We start from the raw sequence: 15,827 nt of genomic DNA on the forward strand, positions 1-15,827 counted from the left end.
ATGACTGTATGGGTATTAAAATAAAACAAAATAATTATTATGAAAACAATATTAAAACAAGGTATAATGTTGCTAGGAGCAGTTGCTATGACAACATATGCTAGCGCACAAGACAATACTGCCACACCAGAACCATTCGCAAAAGGCGCTTACAGAACATGGTCATTCGGCGTAATTGGTGGCGTAATGACTCCATCTGTATTTATCGGTGGAAAAAACGATTTCTCTAATTCTGAACTTGGAGCAGGTTACGGTGGATACTTAAAAAAACAACTTACGCACAACTTCGGTATCCAGGGAGATTTCTTTAGGGGTACGCTTAAGGCTGATAATTCAACAGGTACTGCACCAGTTGGCTCTCCTTACAAAAGCTTTGAGACCGAAATAAAATGGGGCGGTACCTTAAGTGCGGTATACAACATCGCTAACTTCAATATCTTAAGCCGTCAAAGTTATGTAACTCCTTACATTTCTGCAGGTGCAGGCTTAATGGGTTACCGACCAACAACTACAGATTTAGCAAACGCTGAATCAACGTTGAATGGCGGAGAGAACATCCACGAATTGGTAGTTCCCGTTGGTGTGGGTTTGAAATTTATGGTTGCTAGAGGTGTAAATATTGACCTTGGTTACAAAATGAATTTTGTAGATACTGATAATTTAGATGGCTACAGAAGAGGAGAATCAGCCGATAAGTTTTCTTACGGATACGCAGGTTTAGAGTTTGCTTTAGGAAACAAAGCAAAACCACAATTAGCGTTCGCGAATCCTGCAGCAATATTAGAAAAAAACTACATTGCTAAATATGACGCTTTAAAAGCTGAACTCGATGCTAACAAGAACGATCCTGCAATGGCCGACAAAGTAAACAAACTTTCTAGTGATGCAGACGGCGACGGTGTTTCTGATTTTTATGATAAATGCCCAAATACGCCAGCAGGTGTTGCAGTTGATGGTGCAGGTTGTCCGCTTCCAGTAAGTAAAACAATTGTACAAAAACCTGTTACCTACATTATCTCTGAAGAAGATAAAAAAGTAGTTGCAGATGCAATTAAAAACTTAGAATTCGATCTTGCAAAAGCGACAATCAGATCTACATCTTTTGCTACGTTAGACAAAGTTGCTGACTTAATTTCATCTAAAAACTTAAGCTTAAAATTAGCTGGTCATACAGATAGTCAAGGAAGTGATGCTTACAACATGAAGCTTTCTAAAGAAAGAGCAGAATCTGTTAAAGCTTATTTGGTAAGTAAAGGTGTAAACGCTTCTAGAATTGAAGCTACTGGTTACGGCGAAAGCCAGCCAATTGACACTAATGCTACCGCAAAAGGTCGTCAAAACAACAGAAGAGTTGAATTTACCTTATTTAACTAAGGTTAGTTTTAACTCTTATAAAAAGCTACTTCAGTTTTCTGAAGTAGCTTTTTTGTTTTAAGGGAATTTCGTCTTATCATTCAGCGCTATTTTTAAGATAGCTTTTTTTATCCCCACGCCGTCATTTCGAGGAACAAGAAACGCCGCTAGTGCGAGCTTGCAGCTCGTTCTTTTTTTACTTCTTATACCAAGTCTATCTCTAAAACATTGAAGGAACGAGCTGCAAGCTCGCACCAGCGAGAGTTTAAGCTACGGGTTACGGCGAAAGCCAGCCAATTGACACTAATAGCTACCGCAAAAGGTCGTCAAAACAACAGAAGAGTTGAATTTACCTTATTTAACTAAGGTTAGTTTTAACTCTTATAAAAAGCTACTTCAGTTTTCTGAAGTAGCTTTTTTGTTTTAAGGGAGTTTCGTCTTATCATTCAGCGCTATTTTTAAGATAGCTTTTTTTATCCCCACGCCGTCATTTCGAGGAACAAGAAACTTTAGTACACGCCGCTAGTGCGAGCTTGCAGCTCGTTCTTTTTTTAATTCTTATACCAAGTCTATCTCTAAAACATTGAAGGAACGAGCTGCGAGCTCGCACCAGCGAGAGGAAAACATTAACCTGCTCCGTTAGGAGCTACCGCTTTGTAACCTCTGCTGCTATATAGGTATTGTGCTTCGTAGAAGCTACCCTTTTGCAGTTTTTTACCGACAAAGTGCTTTGGATAGTTCCCCCATTAGCGCAAGTCTTAGCGGGCTGGTTTGTGCCAAAGCCTGACTTGTGCTTTTTCAACCCCAACACTATTTGCCTTCACTCGGAAGAATGAGCTAAATTCCAGGTATATATTTTATTGTAATACATCTATTTCTATTAACCCTTTACCTTCCTGATAATCTTTCGCACTGCTATATAAATAATCCTCTGCTTTTTCAACTATACCAGCATCTACCGGGTTATTGTGCAGATAATCCAGTCTTTGTTCAAACATTTCAGTATGTGTGTCTAATTCTATAAGGTGGTTATCGCCGCTAGTGCGAGCTTGAAGCTCGTTCTTTTTTTACTTCTTTATACCAAGTCTATCTCTAAAACATTGAAGGAACGAGCTGCAAGCTCGCACCAGCGAGGGCTTTTCTTTATTCTAAATCTTTTTTTACGCATTAATCGCTTTGGTTAATAGGTATCGTCCTAAAATAAGTTAACAGTTTAGTCGATTAACTCTGTTATACGTTTACATTATTAAAGCATAAATCACCGACTTCTCTTTTTCCAACGTTCATAAGACTTGCGCTAGATGAGGCTCCATTACAAAACCTCTGTTGCACTAAAAAACCCAATCAGTTATATAAGAAACTGATTGGGTTTGATAAAAGGAATGAGCTATTTTATTTAGGGCAAATTACCTTAAATTCTGTTCTTCTGTTTAATTGATGCTGTGCTTCTTCACAGTCCACACCATCAGCACATTCATTTAATAGTTTGCTTTCTCCATAACCTTTACCAGCTATTCTGCTTTTTTCTATACCTTGAGAAATGATATAAGCTACTGAAGCATTTGCTCTTTTTTGTGATAAAGTTAGGTTGTATTTCGCACTTCCTCTACTATCTGTATGCGAACCTAATTCTACTTTAACCAATGAATTGTCTTGCATAAAGCGCACTAACTTGTTCAATTCTTTTTTAGCATCTTCCCTAATCACGAACTTATCCAAATCGAACAAAATGTTTTTAAGGTTAATGGCTTTGCCACAATCCGTTTCTTCAGCACAAATTTCAAGTTTCACAAAAAGTGATTTATCTCTGTTATAATTTGATGCCGTAATCTCTTCAATTTGAGAGAAGTAGTTGTCTTTTTTGCTGTACAATTTATAAACTCCAGCTTCTGGCATTTGAAACTTAAAATTACCTTCACTATCTGATAAGGTAGATTTTCTAAAGGCTTTATCGTTGTTTTCTAAAATCACGTTGGTTCCAGTTAAGAAAGTACTGGTGTTGCACATAAACACTTTCCCGGTAACTATAAAGTTCCTGTCGGTATATAAAATTTCTTTTCTTAATGTTTCTCCGTTTTTAAAATCGCCTGTTTTTGCCGAGGCACTGTCTAGCGCAACTGTATTTAAAATACCAGCGATCGAATAATCATCTGCAAGGATATCTTTAAAGGAAACAGCTCCAAAAGCATCCGTTTTACCGGTTTTTAAAACTTCGCCCTTGCTATTTTTTAAAGCTACATCCGTATTTGGTAAAACCTCTTTGGTGTATTTATCTTTGGCTGTTATTTGCAGATTGTATCTTTGTACAATTGGGGTAGTGACTACCGTTTTAGTTTCTACAATTGGTTTTTGTTTTTTAGGCATTATCCGATAAGTTAAGCCAGCAAATACACCTACAGATGATAATTTTATTTTTTCTCTTTGGTTGGTGCCCTGCCCATCATAAACTCTACTGATTGATTCGGTTTTGAAATTTGAAAAGATTGGGTTTCCCTCGTTGATATCTGGGTTTTGGATAGTTCCCATTGCTCCATAGTATAACCCGCCATTCGTATTATTTGCGAGGTAGCCGTTATCAATTAGCAATTGGTTTTTTTGAGATTCATTCACTCCAAAATGATTCATGTAATAAGCGCCAACATTAATCCCTAAGCTGTTGGTAAAGAAATAATTAAATCTAGCTTGTGCTTTGCCGGTCAATGCTTTTTCATTATCGAAACCCGAATGATAGGTTAAAGGTACATTTTGAGGGGTCAAGGTTGAATTTTTGCCTTCTACCAAAATCTCGCCTCCATTAATAAGCGCCATACCTCCCAAAAGGGCGAGTTCTGCGGTAAGCTTATTATTTTTACTCTGGAGCTTAAATGATGGACCAACTCCAGCAAACATTCTGGTTAGTGTGGTTCTTTGGGTAACTACATCTAACGGATAATTTGTAAGACCATTAGGTCCGGTTGTATAATAACTCGTAGAATCACCAATATTCGTAACGGGTTTATTTTGGATATAATCAAAATCTGCTTGTATACCAATCCATTTCCAATAATGATTGACAGATATACCGCCCATTAAACCACCTTTGTAATCTATGTATTGAAAATCTTCTTGAAAAAGAGGGAAGTCATAACCGCCCCTTGCAGAGATTTGCCAGTACGATTTTTGATCTGCTACTGTGTTCACCACTTTACTTTGCGCATTGGCTTGATAGTTAAAAGCAATAGCCACTAATAATGAGAATATATTTTTTAAGGCTTTCATAAGATTTAATTTTAATGTTGATATTAAGTTCTTTGCTATATATCAACTGATCTTATAAATTGTTACCCCATCAAAGCGCTTGTTTCTTGGTAACCTTGCTTCAAAGCATAAATCTTAGGTTCGCCAAATGGGTATTGTAGTACCTCAGCTACGCTATTGAATCTGGAGAGATGCTTCGCTGAACTCTCTAACACAGCTGGTTAGTAGTTTCTCCATAATGCCACAGAACCCGCTTTTTTTCCAAACGCCTGTTAGCGGTTCGTTGTTTTTCTTCATTCAATTTCATTTAGATAATGTCCAACCTCTATCATTACGTTGTCATAGGTGAAGTAGAACCCAAAACTATCTCTTATTTTTCTTGGCTCTTGTCCAACTGCAACGCCACCGCTTTTAAGTTTTTCATACGTTTCAGTCACAGAGTTTGTGTCGTCTAGCATAAAACCTATATGAAAAGCGTCAGGGTAATTCACTTGTCCGTCTTTATTTTTCATTATAACAAGTGTAAAGTCGTCTGCACCTTTTAAAACTGCAACAATATTGTCTCCCTTTATGTCGGTACATTTGAAATTGAAATATGTTTCAAAAATAATTATTGCGTCTGCAACATTTGAAACAACTAAATTGATGTGATTGAGCTTCATTGTCTATTTTCCGATATTATTATTTCTTTTCGTCTATTTGACATTCTAGTGCTTGTCTGTTACAATGACCGCTAACGATTGGCGGGTTTGCGAAGTTGCGGGAGATTACCCCGAGAACAACTTTCTGCCCGCACCAATTTAAATAAAAAAAGTTGAAGAAAGTATCAGCACTTCGTCCGCGATTTTGCAAACCTGTGGTTAGCGGTTGGCTTTTTTTAGCTTTTCAATAATAGGATTCATTAGTCTTAACAAATCGTCGTTCGGTATCATATTATATAATGTAATGTCGCCAATAAAACCTTGATTTTCGTTTGTCAGTTTTGTTATCCCAATGAGGATTCCATTCTTTTTCGTTGGGTGTATATGTTTATTGCAAATCAAACTTACAACTTGTGAATCATCCTCAAATGCGATATTATTCAGTCCATCCAGTACGGTCTTTGCCAAGTTGTCAACGTCAACCGATTTAAATCTTTTTTCTGTTACAGAAATACTAATTATAACTTCAACATGCGAAGGCTTTTTAAAAATTTGTCCTTCGGGAAAGTGTTCTTTAGCTATTTTGCTTAGCAAAGTGTGAAAATCTTTAATTGTATTATTATTGGGTTTTCTTGAATAGATATTATTTAATATTTGTTCTGTCCCATCTTTGTTAACTTGCCATGCATTTAATGGTTTATACGCATCTTGTTTTGTTGGTACAGGAGGTAGGTCATAAATCCTAATTAAAACGTCAACTTTAGGATTTTTTTCTAGTCTGTAGGAGGGTTTATTAATTTGTTCATTATTCATAAAATTAACGATTGAAAATGTATAGATATTCTGGGTTTAAGCTTATTGCCAACGGTTGGCGCATTTGTGCAGGAACGGCATTGCTTGCAGAACCTATGTCGTACCTCATAAAACTAAATAATTAACAAAAAACCTAAGTTGAACCACCGTCGGCCATTTTTGAGTAGGAATTTGCTGTTTGCGGTTAGGCATTTATTTTCGAATCATAATAGTGAAAAAACTTTTATTCAATTCTCCATCTAAATCTAAATCGCATATAATTACGCCAGATAATTTGTTGTTTTTTTCTCGTATATACAGTTCAGATGTGATAGACTTTTCTCTTAGGTCTCCTTTTTTTCTTAAAACTGGTTTCTGGATATATCTTTTCTCAGAGAAATTAAGCTCGCTTAAGACATTTTTAATAGATTCTCTAAATTCAATTGGGCATTCTATTTCCACAGATACACAATTACTTTCGATACCGTCTTCCAAGATGAACCTCTTTTTGAGAAATTTTTCTCCAACATCAATAATATTATTAGAAATGAATTCAATTTTGCAATTCGAACATTGACCAGACGCCACAAGAAGGTTTTGGTCTAAATACAGGTTTTCATTATCAAGAATCAGTTTTAAGATTTCTAGATTAGGTATTCCTATCATCAAATTGTATTTTCTAATATTTTCTATCAGATTGCCATTAAAACTATTTAAACCATCTTTTAGACTGCTTTTTAATTCTTTAGCTTTTAAGGGCTCATTGTTTATTAAATATGCTAAATATAGAATGCTGGCTGAAAAAGATAATTTGGAGTTTTTTTCATAATTGAATTTAAAAGCTTCGAGTGCCAATTTTTTTTCATTAATAGCTAAATAATTCCAGCCTAAAAGTTCTGTTGTAAATATTGCCTTATTATATTTTTTAATTACCTCTTTACAAATTTTTATAGACTCAACATAGTTCTTGTTATCATTTAGCTCTATCGCCTTGTTAAAATCTTCAGATAAGTATTCAGATTTATTTGTAGAACTGTAACTTTCAGAATAATAGACATCAGGTTCTATATAACCTGCTTCTCCAGTCCAGGGATTGATGTTGGGCTTTGTAGAGTAATTATCTCTATTAGTTTGGTTATTATTCGTCTTGTAATAACCCCTGACATATATTCCATCTGCTCTAATATGTCCCTTAACATAATGATAATTTGGATTTACTTGACCAACACAATCAAAGCATACAATAAGTAAAATAATTAAATATATAATTTTGTCCTTCATTAGAGTTGTTTTAAGCTTACCGCTAACTTACATATATGTGCAGCTCAGTCAGACATATACAACACACCCTTGTTGTATACAACCAATCCACCATCCACCTATATCTTTTTAAATGTATAAAATTTATCGCTCAAATCATCTTAAATTTTACGTTTTATAAATTTTTGTTCTTTTAAAGATTCATAGTTACATAAAAACGCCTATTACTTAAACAGGCGCACATTGCCATGTTTTATTTCTTTAAACGTAAAAAAACTGTAACAAAAATTTTGATAATTCGTAACAAACTGTTTATCTTGTGTTTACCTAATAACCTAAAACCTATGAGTCGTAAATATAAAAGGATAGCAGTATATCCTGCCGATCTTAAACGCTGGTCTGGAAAATCAGATAGTGCCGTTTACAAAGACTATGGCAAGTATCAAGAAACGTTGGGCTTAAATAAAAACAGTGCTTTAACCATTTATCATTTTAGAGACCTTCTTAAGCTCACCCTAGAGGATATTGTGGATGGATTTTGTTTGGGTGATGATAAACAGGATTGATCGTATCTCAATTTAAAAGCACCTCTTTTTTCGAAATTTACCAAATACTCTTTTTGGTATTGCATGCCAAAGCTTTTGTAGCTTAAACAAAACGGCTTGTTAAGCAAACACGTCCCATTGTATCCTATACATTATTCCATGTTAAAAAAGCAAGTGTTTTTGTTTGCGCTTCAATAAGCTTTGTAAAAAAAACATCAAGCTTTGTAGCCTCAACAAAAGGTATTGTAAACAAAACAATACCCTTTGTTTGTTAAACAAAGGGCTGTATATGTTTTTAACGTTCCATTTTAAAGCATTTAGCTATCAAATCTCCTATAATTTATCGTTTAGGGTGGACTATATCATTTTACAATCAATTTTATTCATTTCAACTCAATTATGGTTAATCTGCTCCTTGGGTATTGGTTTGGTTTAGCACATACCTAATTTAGGGTTAAGATTTGGGGAATAAACCTCAATGTTATCACCATTTATATGAAAAATCAGAAATTGATTTTAGACTATGGGCGCTTATCTGATGCCAACTTAAACTTAAAGGCCATAAGTATTGTTAATGGACTAACGGGCAATCCGAATTTTCCAACTACCACACCATCCCTAGCCAACTTTACCTTATTGCAAGTTGCGTACGCCAGTGCCTTAAATGATTCTTTATCTGGCAATAGACAGTACATAGCTTCAAAAAATAAGATTAGAGAAGATTTATTGGCGGGCATGCGTCAATTAGCAATGGATATTGATGCGCAGGGTAATGGCGACAAAGCCATGCTGTTGAGCAGTGGCTTTGATTTGGCGAGCACAAACGAGGCTTCGTCAAGTATTGGTATTCCTAATGATTTCAAAATTTTGGATGGCCTTAATTCTGGCGAATTAAAATTTAGCTGTAAAAGGGTGATGAACGCAGTCTCTTACTTGGTAGAATATACAGATGAAGTACCTGCAGAAACAACGCAATGGAAATTTGTGCCTACCAGTACCAGAGAATATACCCTAAAGGGTTTACGTAGCGGTTTAAGAATTTACGGACGTATGAAAGCGGTAGGTAGAAAAGGGCAAACAGCTAATTCTGATGTTTTATCGCGACTGGTACAATAGCGCTTAAATGGGTAAGGCTCTCTTTTATTTATTGCAGGTTTTGTTAAAAATTAATGGTTAAGGATGAGGTCGCTAAACTTCATCCTTTTTTCTTTTCTTCATCTGGTTTATTGTTCCACCGCTGGTGCGAGCTTGCAGCTCGTACCTTTTCTATATACCTCTTTCATTTCAAACATAATCTATTTCTAAAACTCTAACACCGCTGGTGCGAGCTTGCAGCTGGTCCTTTTTTTTTCCATAAAACATCATTGGAACGAGCTACAAGCTCGCACTAGCGTGGTTATCAGAGTCGTTATGTCCTGCTGGGCGGAGTCGAAGCATAAAGCCCAACGCTCCCCTTCGACTCCGCTCAGGGTGACACCCCCTTGTATTGGTGACAAATTTGAGCCTTAACATCGTTTCATATTGATTTATATGAAATACTTGCTTCCAAGCTAGCAGGTATTAATCAGTGCTGGTGTGAACTTCTAGCTGGTTCTTTTTTTATTCCGTAAAACATCATTGGAACGAGCTACAAGCTCAAACCAGCGTGGGCTGCAAGCTCGTTCCAGCTTAGTGCTAGTGTGAGCTTGAAGCTGGTTCTTTTTTTTATTACCATAAAACATCATTGGAACGAGCTGCAAGCTCGCACCAGCGTGGTTTTAATCAGTGCTAGTGCGAGCTTGCAGCTCGTTCTTTTTTTTATTCCATAAACATCATTGGAACGAGCTACAAGCTCGAACCAGCGTGAGGACTGTGGCTACCCGTTGCCCGAAATGACGAACGTTACTAAACATGATGATCTTCTTTCCCGCCTTCCGCATAAATCTTTTCGATTAAATCTGCGTTCTTACTTAAAATAACTTTACGCTTCAAACTTAACTTAGGTGTCATTTCACCTCCATCAATCGTAAACTCATTGGGTAAAACTGCAAACTTTTTGATTTTTTCCCAATTTCCGAAATTGGCGTTTAGTTTTTCAATCTCTAACCAAATCTTATCTAAAACCTTCTCATTTTTGATCAGCTCAGCTGGTTTCGTTTCGCTAACTCCATTTCTAGAAGCCCATTCCAATAGCTTTTCAAAATTAGGTACAATCAGCGCCGAAGGGAATTTTCTATTTTCGCCAACCACCATTACCTGCTCTATGTATACCGATTCTTTCAGTTTGTTTTCTAACACTTGTGGCGAAACGTATTTTCCACCTGCAGTTTTAAACACTTCTTTTTTTCTATCGGTAATTGCTAAGAAACCATCTTTTAAATTTCCAATATCACCAGTATGGAACCAACCGTCTGTAATTGCTTCGTCAGTAGCATCTTGCCTTTTATAATAGCCTTTCATTAAATTTGGTCCCTTGGTTAAAATTTCACCATCCTCGGCAATCTTGACTTCTACGTTTTCTAAAACCTTACCAACCGTACCAAACCTTGTTTGCCCCGGGAAGGGCCCGTTTACTGCAATTACCGGTGAAGTCTCCGTTAAACCGTAACCTTCTAACACTTTTATTCCAGCGCCCCAAAAAACCCTTGCTAAACGTTCTTGCAAAGCAGCACCGCCAGAAACAATAGCAATAATCTCTCCGCCCAAAGCCGCTTGCCATTTACTAAAAATAAGTTTCCTGGCTATTTTTAGTTGTAGCTCATAAAAAAATCCGTTTTTACCGTCTAGTTCATATTTATGTCCTAAAGCCAGAGCCCAGAAGAAAAGGCTCTTTTTAACACCAGTTAAAGCATGGCCTTTTGCTACAATTTTATCGTAAACTTTTTCTAACAGCCTTGGAACAGTTGTAAAACAATGTGGCTTAACCTCTGCAAGGTTGTCTACAATGGTTTCCATACTCTCGGCGTAATAAACAGAAATCCCTAAATAACAATACATGTAAACCACCATCCTTTCAAAAATATGCGAAAGTGGCAAAAAGCTTAGCGCTCTACGTATTTCTTTGGGATACATTGGCGCAGAAAACAACACGTTGCTCATGAGGTTTTCATGCGTTAACATTACACCTTTTGGTGTTCCTGTTGTGCCAGAGGTATAAATTAAAGTGAGTAAATCATCAGCCTTGATGGCAGCTTTATGCGGTTCTAGGTCGATGGACGAATTTTGCTTTCCAAGCTCTTGCACTTCTTTCCAATAACTAGTTCCGTCAACCTTGTCAAAAGTATAAATGGTAAGCTCAAGATTTAGTTCTTGTTTAATCTTATCAATCTTTTTAAAAAGTATTTCATCAGAAACAAAAATCAATTTTACGGCTGCATCTTGTAGAATAAAATTAATATCATTTTCTGCTAATGTGGGATACATTGGCACTTGTGCTGCACCAATCTGCATAATTCCAAAATCGCAAAAGTTCCACTCGGGGCGATTGGGAGACATGATAGCGACTTTATCATCTTTTTTAATACCTAGCTTCAACAAGCCTCTACTTACATCGTTGGCAAAATTGATCAAATCATCAATACTATATTTCTCCCAACTACCTTTAACTTTTGTTGCTAAAATATCCTGACTATTATATTTTTCTTTGTTGAGCTTCAACAAGTCAAAAATTCTACTTATAGCTTCCATAATTACTAAGATTAAAAGATAAATTGGTTTATATAAGGCCTAATAAAAACATAAAACGCCCTTAATCAAAAATAAAAAATTAAAGCACAAAACCTAAGAAATCTCTCATTTATAGTTTTTAGGTATTGAAATTATTACTAGACTGCCGTTTGCCATTTTAACAGTCTGGAGATTCAAAAACTAATTAAATAAAAATCAGCACTTTATAAATAAAACAAGCGTTAAAGTAATTCAAATACCGCTTGGCATCTCTTTTGTGCCTGAGCGAATTAAATTGATTTAACATAAAATGAGAAAGAATTTATTAAAACTGGTGGCTGTATTGGCATTTACGTTTGGGTTAACTGCCAATGTAGCTGCGCAATCCAACTACAACTCTGCAATTGGCTTAAGAGTAGGAGGTTATGAAAACGGAATTTCGTTGAAACATTTCATCAGTTCGGATACTGCTTTAGAAGGTATTTTAGGATTTAGGCGAGGTGGATTTGTTTTCACAGGTTTATATGAAAAACAGGCGATTGCGTTTGCAGAGCCATCATTAAATTGGTTTTATGGTGCTGGTGCACATATTGGTGGAATAAGTGGCGACCGTTACTATGAAGCCTACGGAAAAGACAGGTATTACGGCGATAGCGGTATTTTACTAGGTGCTGATGGTATTTTGGGATTGGAATGGCAGGTACCAGATATTCCAATAGCTGCTTCTTTAGATTTACACCCAAGGTTAGAACTGGCAAAAGGTCCGTTTTTAGATATGGAGGTAGCGCTTACCATTAGGTACACTTTTTAATATCAAAAAACAGATTTAAGTTTAAATTTAAAAGCCTTAGGAGATTTTAAAATCCTAAGGCTTTCTTTCTTTACAAGCTCAGCCACTTTTCTAAAACAGCTTTCTGCTTTTCTGTAGGGCTTTCTAACTGTTGCATGCGGACCTTTTTAGAAGGACTAGTTTTTATTTTTACTTTGATGTTCTTCATAATCCCATCGCGGTTGATTAAAAAATCCAACTCATCACCTACCGCTACATTTTCTACATAAGTTAAGGCATTGCTTACCCTTTGGCCGTTTATAGAAATAATCTCATCTTTTACATTTAAACCTGCATTCCAAGCAGCAGTATTTCTACTTACGGTAGCAATTTCACTACTATTGGTTTTTGATACGCTAATGCCCAAATATGGTTTGGTTTGATCTGTTGCTTGCTCAACCAATTTAAAACCTGCATAATTAAGGTATTTATTAAAGTCCAAACTTTTTGTACCGTTGATATAATCTGCATAAAACTGATCAAGATTCTGTTTGGTGAATTTTTCCAGAACAGCTTTAAATTCGGCATCGGTATAACCCCTACCCTTTTTCTTATAATATTCGTTGTAAGCATAACGCATAGCATCATCTAAAGACTGTTTTGCACCCGAAGCCTCTATAATCTGTAAATCCAACAAACAGGCTACCAAAGAACCTTTCATATAATAGGAAATGGTGGTATTGTTGCTGTTTTCGTTTGGTCGGTAATACTTTATCCAAGCATCAAAACTGCCTTCGCTAAGGGTTTGTGATTTGTTTCCTACCTTGTTATCAACGGCATTAAGTTCATCCTCAATCACGCTGAGCCACTGATTTGGCGTATATGCACCAATGCGCTGTACTATTATATTATCATAGTAAGCGGTAAAACCTTCGCCAATCCAAAGGTTGGTGGTGTAGTTTTCATTATCGTAATCAAAAGGTCCTAAAGCTACTGGGCGCAAACGTTTGATATTCCACAAGTGAAAATACTCATGAGCTACCAAACCTAAAAAGCCCTGGTAAGTTTTTGGATTGGTGTATCCATCGCGAGAAGCGCCTAATACGGTAGAGTTTAAATGCTCTAAACCACCACCGCCCGACAGGTAGTTATGCACAATAAAGACATAATATTTATTTGGATTTTCGCCGAATACAGCAGTTTCACGTTCTACAATTTTAGCCATATCTATCTTCAGCTTTTCCTTGTCGTAATTACCGCCGCCTACCATAGCAACTTCATGTCGCACACCCGATGCCATAAATTCAAAAACATCCTGATTACCAACTTCTATTGGTGAATCAAAAAGCCAATCGAAGTTTTTGGCATAATAGGTAAATTTTTTACCCGCAACTGGTTCTAAACCTGTGGAAACTTTTTTCCAGTTTTTATGAGGAATAACAGTAACAGTTGATGGCTGATTTAAACTTCCTTCTGGGTACATAAAAACACCCGTGGAAGATAAAAACGCATGTGATTCGTCTACAAAACTGGTACGCACAGAAACCTCAAAACTGTAAACTCGGTATTTAACTGTAATGGATTTTTTACCTTTGGTATTGATTTTCCAGGCGTTTTTCCTTACTTTTTCTGTAGCAAGTCTTTCATTATTCGCACTTGCTGTAAAATCTTCTACATTTTTTGAAAACTCCCTTACCAAGTACGATCCCGGTGCCCATACTGGCATTTTCAAAATAATGTCGTCTTTTTTAATGTTGTTGATGGTCATTTCAACATCAACATAATGGGCCTGAGGCTCGGTAAAAGACACTTCGAATGCAATATCACTGTTGTTTTGCGCCTGACTGTTTATGCTCATAAATATTACTGGAATAATAAAAAATAAAGGTGATAATCGTTTAAACATACTTCTATAAGCTAGGTTAGTGTTTTTAAAAAATCCAATTTAGTTAAATAATCACAAAAGTGTAATATAGTTGATACTACCAACTAAACATGCAACAAATAATTATTTTTGAAAGATGCTAACCACTGATAAAACCAATCAGCCTATCATACATCATTTAATGGTGATTACAAAAAAGTACTTAAGTACCTTTGCGGACTTTACACATCATATTCCTCTAGAGAGGTATCATTACGCTCTTTTGTATATTTACGATCATAAAGAAAGTCTAACCCAGAAAGATTTAGCGGAATACTTCCACGTTGATAAATCTTTTATGGTAACGATGATTGATTACCTATCAAACAATGGTTTTGTTTACAGAGAAACTAGTATGGAGGATAGGAGAAAGCATTTAATTAAACTCACAGAAAAGGCGCATCAATATATCCCAATGATTAACCAAGCCATTGAAAAAACAAATAATTTAGCTTTGAACGGCATTAGCGACGCAAACAAAGCGCTATTTTTCGAGGTTATCCAACAGTTGGAAATTAATTTAAATATTGATAATGTACACCAAATCACTGTCAACTACATCAAATCAAAAATATAAGCTATGAAGATAAAATACATTCTGTATGCTGCTATCGCAATTTTGCTAGGTTATTTAATCTATAACCGAATCAATAAAAATAACCAAACAAACACAAAAGGTAAAGGATTTTCTAAAAATGCAAACTCCAATAAAATCGTAGTGAATGGTGTGGTAGCAACTAGTGAAGATTTTTCTGATGAGGTGAGTGTTTCTGGGAGTATTGAGGCAAATGAGCAAGTTGAGATTCGTAGTGAAATATCTGGATTGATCAAAAGTATCAACTTTAAAGAAGGTACCGCAGTAAGCAAGGGATCATTATTGTTAAAAATTGACGATAGCGAATTACAAGCGCAATATGCACAAGCATTAACCAAACAAAAGCTAGCTAGTGAAACTGCAGACCGAGCATCTAAGCTCTTAAAGTCTGAAGCAATAAGTATCGAAGAGTTTGACAATGCCGAAGCTGAACTAAAATCTTTACAGGCGCAAACACAATTAATTAGAGCACAGTTAGCGAAAACATCTATTAGAGCGCCCTTCTCTGGAAGAATTGGGTTACGGAACGTTTCCAATGGTGCTTACGTAACACCAAGCCAAGTTATTGCAAACTTAGTAAGCATAAACCCAGTTAAAATATCGTTTTCTATCCCAGAAAAATATAGTCAGCTAGTTAACGATGGCTCAAAAATACGCTTTACCGTAGCTGGTACTTCAAAGATTTTTGATGGCGTGATCTACGCAAAAGAACCTGCAATTGATATCACTACCAGAACATTGGTGATAAAAGCTTTGGCAGAAAACAGTAACAATTACCTTATCCCAGGAACTTTTGCAAACGTAAAAATTACGCTTAGGTCAATTAAAGATGCATTGTTAATTCCCTCTGTTGCCGTTACACCAGTATTAAACGGTAAGCAGGTTTTTGTAGTAAAAGACGGAAAAGCAACTTCAGTAAACATCGTATCAGACGTTAGAACTGCTGATAAATTACTAGTTAGCAATGGCTTAAATACTGGCGACACCGTAATTACGAGCGGTATTATGGCTTTAAAAGCAGGCACTCCGGTTGAGGTTAGGTTAGCTAACGAAACAAAGAAATAGC

14 protein-coding genes are annotated in these 15,827 nt (G+C 36.1%); 6 read left to right on the forward strand and 8 right to left on the reverse strand.

Going from position 1 to position 15,827, the window contains the following annotated elements:
• Window positions 1–39: 39 nt before the first annotated feature.
• Window positions 40–1,374 (forward strand): DUF6089 family protein, encoded by a 1,335-nt coding sequence (locus B176_RS0108985; RefSeq protein ID WP_017258472.1) that lies wholly within the window; start codon window positions 40–42, stop codon window positions 1,372–1,374.
• Between the two features lie 836 nt (window positions 1,375–2,210).
• Here the strand turns inward: B176_RS0108985 and B176_RS20945 are convergent.
• The 6 genes from B176_RS20945 to B176_RS19305 all read right to left on the reverse strand — a co-directional run bounded on the left by B176_RS20945 (window position 2,211) and on the right by B176_RS19305 (window position 7,304).
• A complete protein-coding gene (locus tag B176_RS20945) occupies window positions 2,211–2,351 on the reverse strand; it encodes a hypothetical protein (RefSeq protein ID WP_017258473.1) in 141 nt (46 codons plus the stop codon).
• Window positions 2,352–2,745: 394 nt separating this feature from the next.
• Window positions 2,746–4,611, reverse strand: a complete 1,866-nt coding sequence (locus B176_RS20235) for an OmpA family protein (RefSeq protein WP_017258474.1) — start codon at window positions 4,609–4,611, stop codon at window positions 2,746–2,748.
• 153 nt (window positions 4,612–4,764) lie between these two features.
• Complete coding sequence (locus B176_RS21490; protein WP_017258475.1) at window positions 4,765–4,887, reverse strand: hypothetical protein; 123 nt, start codon at window positions 4,885–4,887, stop codon at window positions 4,765–4,767.
• Complete coding sequence (locus tag B176_RS0109005; protein ID WP_017258476.1) at window positions 4,884–5,252, reverse strand: VOC family protein; 369 nt, start codon at window positions 5,250–5,252, stop codon at window positions 4,884–4,886. The genes B176_RS21490 and B176_RS0109005 overlap by 4 nt, the downstream gene beginning before the upstream one ends.
• Before the next feature lie 198 nt (window positions 5,253–5,450).
• Window positions 5,451–6,044, reverse strand: a complete 594-nt coding sequence (locus tag B176_RS19300; RefSeq protein WP_017258477.1) for a RusA family crossover junction endodeoxyribonuclease — start codon at window positions 6,042–6,044, stop codon at window positions 5,451–5,453.
• Window positions 6,045–6,236: 192 nt separating this feature from the next.
• A complete protein-coding gene (locus tag B176_RS19305; protein ID WP_017258478.1) occupies window positions 6,237–7,304 on the reverse strand; it encodes a hypothetical protein in 1,068 nt (355 codons plus the stop codon).
• A 323-nt stretch (window positions 7,305–7,627) separates the two neighbouring features.
• Between B176_RS19305 and B176_RS0109020 the strand changes: the two genes are divergently transcribed.
• The gene (locus B176_RS0109020) at window positions 7,628–7,849 is read left to right on the forward strand and encodes a hypothetical protein (protein WP_154647934.1); all 222 of its coding nucleotides are present in this window, start codon (window positions 7,628–7,630) and stop codon (window positions 7,847–7,849) included.
• 474 nt (window positions 7,850–8,323) lie between these two features.
• Window positions 8,324–8,944, forward strand: a complete 621-nt coding sequence (locus tag B176_RS0109030) for a hypothetical protein (RefSeq protein WP_017258481.1) — start codon at window positions 8,324–8,326, stop codon at window positions 8,942–8,944.
• A gap of 768 nt (window positions 8,945–9,712) precedes the next feature.
• Here the strand turns inward: B176_RS0109030 and B176_RS0109045 are convergent.
• Window positions 9,713–11,494, reverse strand: a complete 1,782-nt coding sequence (locus B176_RS0109045; protein ID WP_017258483.1) for an AMP-dependent synthetase/ligase — start codon at window positions 11,492–11,494, stop codon at window positions 9,713–9,715.
• A 289-nt stretch (window positions 11,495–11,783) separates the two neighbouring features.
• On the opposite strand from B176_RS0109045, the gene B176_RS0109050 reads away from it, so the two are divergent.
• Window positions 11,784–12,284 carry a hypothetical protein gene (locus tag B176_RS0109050; protein ID WP_017258484.1) on the forward strand — a complete coding sequence of 167 codons (501 nt, stop codon included), beginning with the start codon at window positions 11,784–11,786 and terminating at the stop codon, window positions 12,282–12,284.
• A gap of 70 nt (window positions 12,285–12,354) precedes the next feature.
• On the opposite strand, the gene B176_RS0109055 is transcribed toward B176_RS0109050, so the two are convergent.
• Entirely contained in the window at window positions 12,355–14,100 is a 1,746-nt protein-coding gene (locus B176_RS0109055; RefSeq protein ID WP_017258485.1) for a M61 family metallopeptidase, read from the reverse strand.
• Window positions 14,101–14,263: 163 nt separating this feature from the next.
• Here B176_RS0109055 and B176_RS20240 point away from each other — a divergent pair, with 163 nt between their 5' ends.
• On the forward strand, window positions 14,264–14,743 hold the full coding sequence (locus B176_RS20240; RefSeq protein ID WP_017258486.1) for a MarR family winged helix-turn-helix transcriptional regulator: 480 nt from the start codon (window positions 14,264–14,266) through the stop codon (window positions 14,741–14,743).
• A 3-nt stretch (window positions 14,744–14,746) separates the two neighbouring features.
• The gene (locus B176_RS0109065) at window positions 14,747–15,826 is read left to right on the forward strand and encodes an efflux RND transporter periplasmic adaptor subunit (protein ID WP_017258487.1); all 1,080 of its coding nucleotides are present in this window, start codon (window positions 14,747–14,749) and stop codon (window positions 15,824–15,826) included.
• Window position 15,827 lies beyond the last annotated feature (1 nt).

It is taken from the genome of Pedobacter arcticus A12 (assembly GCF_000302595.1).
Lineage (GTDB): Bacteria > Bacteroidota > Bacteroidia > Sphingobacteriales > Sphingobacteriaceae > Pseudopedobacter > Pseudopedobacter arcticus.

Excerpts from the sequence above, each read along its gene's own strand:
- B176_RS0108985 (WP_017258472.1), top strand. The coding sequence starts at position 40 with ATGAAAACAATATTAAAACAAGGTATAATGTTGCTAGGAGCAGTTGCT.
- B176_RS20945 (WP_017258473.1), bottom strand. The coding sequence starts at position 2,351 with ATGTTTGAACAAAGACTGGATTATCTGCACAATAACCCGGTAGATGCT.
- B176_RS20235 (WP_017258474.1), bottom strand. The coding sequence starts at position 4,611 with ATGAAAGCCTTAAAAAATATATTCTCATTATTAGTGGCTATTGCTTTT.
- B176_RS21490 (WP_017258475.1), bottom strand. The coding sequence starts at position 4,887 with ATGAAGAAAAACAACGAACCGCTAACAGGCGTTTGGAAAAAAAGCGGG.
- B176_RS0109005 (WP_017258476.1), bottom strand. The coding sequence starts at position 5,252 with ATGAAGCTCAATCACATCAATTTAGTTGTTTCAAATGTTGCAGACGCA.
- B176_RS19300 (WP_017258477.1), bottom strand. The coding sequence starts at position 6,044 with ATGAATAATGAACAAATTAATAAACCCTCCTACAGACTAGAAAAAAAT.
- B176_RS19305 (WP_017258478.1), bottom strand. The coding sequence starts at position 7,304 with ATGAAGGACAAAATTATATATTTAATTATTTTACTTATTGTATGCTTT.
- B176_RS0109020 (WP_154647934.1), top strand. The coding sequence starts at position 7,628 with ATGAGTCGTAAATATAAAAGGATAGCAGTATATCCTGCCGATCTTAAA.
- B176_RS0109030 (WP_017258481.1), top strand. The coding sequence starts at position 8,324 with ATGAAAAATCAGAAATTGATTTTAGACTATGGGCGCTTATCTGATGCC.
- B176_RS0109045 (WP_017258483.1), bottom strand. The coding sequence starts at position 11,494 with ATGGAAGCTATAAGTAGAATTTTTGACTTGTTGAAGCTCAACAAAGAA.
- B176_RS0109050 (WP_017258484.1), top strand. The coding sequence starts at position 11,784 with ATGAGAAAGAATTTATTAAAACTGGTGGCTGTATTGGCATTTACGTTT.
- B176_RS0109055 (WP_017258485.1), bottom strand. The coding sequence starts at position 14,100 with ATGAGCATAAACAGTCAGGCGCAAAACAACAGTGATATTGCATTCGAA.
- B176_RS20240 (WP_017258486.1), top strand. The coding sequence starts at position 14,264 with ATGCTAACCACTGATAAAACCAATCAGCCTATCATACATCATTTAATG.
- B176_RS0109065 (WP_017258487.1), top strand. The coding sequence starts at position 14,747 with ATGAAGATAAAATACATTCTGTATGCTGCTATCGCAATTTTGCTAGGT.